This is a genomic window from Streptomyces sp. NPDC002130, from assembly GCF_040296465.1.
GTDB lineage: Bacteria > Actinomycetota > Actinomycetes > Streptomycetales > Streptomycetaceae > Streptomyces.
Genome location: NZ_JBEOXI010000567.1, coordinates 1 through 2,381 on the forward strand (window position 1 = coordinate 1; position 2,381 = coordinate 2,381).

The 2,381-nt window shown below is 65.9% G+C and carries 3 protein-coding genes; 1 reads left to right on the plus strand and 2 read right to left on the minus strand.

Features of this window, described 5'->3' with window-relative positions; genetic code table 11:
* Positions 1-5: 5 nt before the first annotated feature.
* Positions 6-425: an SUMF1/EgtB/PvdO family nonheme iron enzyme gene (locus ABT116_RS42855; protein WP_351646137.1), complete on the minus strand. Its 420-nt coding sequence runs from the start codon at positions 423-425 to the stop codon at positions 6-8.
* Positions 426-453: 28 nt separating this feature from the next.
* Positions 454-2,049: a PucR family transcriptional regulator gene (locus ABT116_RS42860; RefSeq protein ID WP_351646139.1), complete on the minus strand. Its 1,596-nt coding sequence runs from the start codon at positions 2,047-2,049 to the stop codon at positions 454-456.
* Here ABT116_RS42860 and ABT116_RS42865 point away from each other — a divergent pair.
* The gene (locus tag ABT116_RS42865; protein ID WP_502984042.1) at positions 1,949-2,302 is read left to right on the plus strand and encodes a 3-methyl-2-oxobutanoate hydroxymethyltransferase; all 354 of its coding nucleotides are present in this window, start codon (positions 1,949-1,951) and stop codon (positions 2,300-2,302) included. The genes ABT116_RS42860 and ABT116_RS42865 overlap by 101 nt on opposite strands.
* Positions 2,303-2,381: the final 79 nt, after the last annotated feature.

Below are 2,381 nucleotides of genomic sequence, written 5' to 3' on the forward strand. Positions count from 1 at the left end.
CGCGATCAGGCGGGTGTTGGCGCAGCCCTCCTGCCAGGCGTCCGAGGAGTCGAGATCTCGCCGTAGCGGTAGCCGGAGGTGCCGGCTTTGCACGCGTACTGCCACTCGGCCTCGGTGGCGAGCCGGTAGCCAGTTGCCGCTCGGTCCCACCGCGGAGAATCGGTGTCGACGTCTTGATATGCGGGTGTCAGGCCGTCCGCGACTGACAGCGAGTTGCAGGTTGCGATGACGTCTTTCCACGAAAGGTCGACCGCGGGTTTGCTCGAATCGCCCGACGAATTTCCGTGAATCAGTGCCCTGGTGGTGAGATGGCGTGCGAGGCGGAAGGATTCGACTTTCGAGGTCCATGCAGTGCCTTTGCGGTCGTCCCGAAGGTGCACCTCGCCGGCAGGGATCTCGATCATCAACTCCGCTGCTCCGGTCATACGTCCATCATCGCAGAATCTCGGTTGCTTACCCGGGGAGACGCTCGAACGCTGCTTGTGGATCAAGGCCGGTGCGCATGCGCCATGCGGTCAGCGCAAGCCCGAGACACACCACCTGTGCCGGATCGTCGAGGGAAACGCCCATCAGCTTCTCGATACGCGTGAGCCGTGCATAAAGCGACTGACGCCGAATGCCGAGGAAATCCGCGGTTCTCGCCTTGCCGCCCCGATGTGCGAGGTACGCGTCGAGCGTTCGGACGAGATCGGCGGAATGTGCTGTGTCGTAGGCGATCAGCGAACCGAGTTGCTCCGTGACGAACGAGGACAGGGAAGCGGGCGTCGTGCCGGCGGCGAGGAGTCGTTGGACGCCGACGTCCCTCGCGAGGATCACGCCGGTCCGGGTGCCGAAGCGCCGCGCGATCTGGACGACCTCGCGAGCTTGCGCGACCGCCGCCCCGACGCCGGACAGATCCTCGGCCGGCGTCGCAACTCCGAGCGTGCGTACTGCGGAACCGCCCGGCCCGCGGCGTAGCAGCTCGTCGGCTTCGGTGAAGGTGGCCCGAACTCGTGCCGGGGATGCGGACGCCCACCCGTGCGCGAGCACGATGACGTGATTGGCCGCAGTCCCGACGACGCAGGAACCGAGCACGGCCCGCACGGCGTCGCGTACTTGGTCAGCGAGCTCTCGAACCGGCGTTTGCCGATCGACGTCGACAGCGGCGACGAGGACATGGTGCCCCTCCGACAACGGCGTCCACCCGGCCGCTGTCAGTCGCTCGGACAAGTCGCCGTGTGATGTGAGCACACCGCCCACCACGTCGGTGATCACCGATTGCGCGAGTGACTGTCGTGGGCCGACATCGCCGTGACGTCCGAGTTCCAGAGCCACGGCGACGGCGGCGCAGTTTGCGACGGCGGTTCGACGTGTGGTTGCGCGCCCGCACAGGACAAGTCGACCGAGCGAGTTCGTCGGGCCGCGTACGTCGTGGATCGTGCGCTCGGTCTCGGATCGCTCTGCTCCGGTTGTGCTGCGCTCGACGGTTCTGCCATCCGCGTCGAGAAGATCGACGGCGCACCCCGCGAGTCGTGACACCTTGTCGAGCAGCGCGGTCATGCCCTGGCCTGCGACCACGAGACTCAGAAGTTCTTGCCAGACAGGCTCGCCCGCTTGCGCCGACCCGAGAGTGCGGCGGAGCATCAGGTCGTGAAAGTCTTCGACCATCCGCTCGAAGGGCACTACCGCGTGCAGGGCCAAGAACGCGAGCCCGCGTCGGCGCGATGCTTCGACGAGTTCGGGAGGGGCCGTGAGGAACGAGCGACCGACTTCCATCGCGAGCGCGACGCATCCTGCGTCCGCCAGCTGGTCGATGTAGGCGGTGAGCTGCTCGGGAGATCGCCCGTGCAGACCGAGGCCCGTGGTCAGAAGAACCTCACCCCCGGACAGCAGCCCACCCATCTCGTACACCTCGGAAGAATGGACCCAGCGAACCACCGCGGTATCGACGTCGCCCGCGAGCACCTCGATTGCGGCGGCCTTGAACGAGGAGGGTCGCGGCGACGCGGCCGAGCAGCTTGTGGCGGACGCCATTGCAGTCCAGGAAGCCGGGGCGTTCTCCGTCGTCATGGAAATGGTTCCGGCCGAGATCGCGGGCCAGGTCAGCCGCAAACTCACCATCCCCACCGTCGGCATCGGGGCCGGTTCCGAATGCGACGCTCAGGTACTCGTCTGGCAGGACATGGCGGGTTACACGAGTGGTAAGACAGCCAAGTTCGTCAAGCGTTTCGGTAACGTCGGTGACGAACTGCGTTCCGCAGCCGCAGCCTATGCATCAGAAGTTCGCACTGGCGCTTTCCCGGCCGCAGAACACAGTTTCTGATCCGAGACCGGCGAACGCCGCCTGTCTCTCAACCAGCCAGGGGTGCGTTCAATGATCGGTAACCGTCGAAGTTCTACTG

Bases quoted from the DNA above. Each gene is read 5' to 3' on its own strand.
- ABT116_RS42860 (WP_351646139.1), bottom strand. From the start codon at position 2,049: ATGACGACGGAGAACGCCCCGGCTTCCTGGACTGCAATGGCGTCCGCC.
- ABT116_RS42855 (WP_351646137.1), bottom strand. From the start codon at position 425: ATGACCGGAGCAGCGGAGTTGATGATCGAGATCCCTGCCGGCGAGGTG.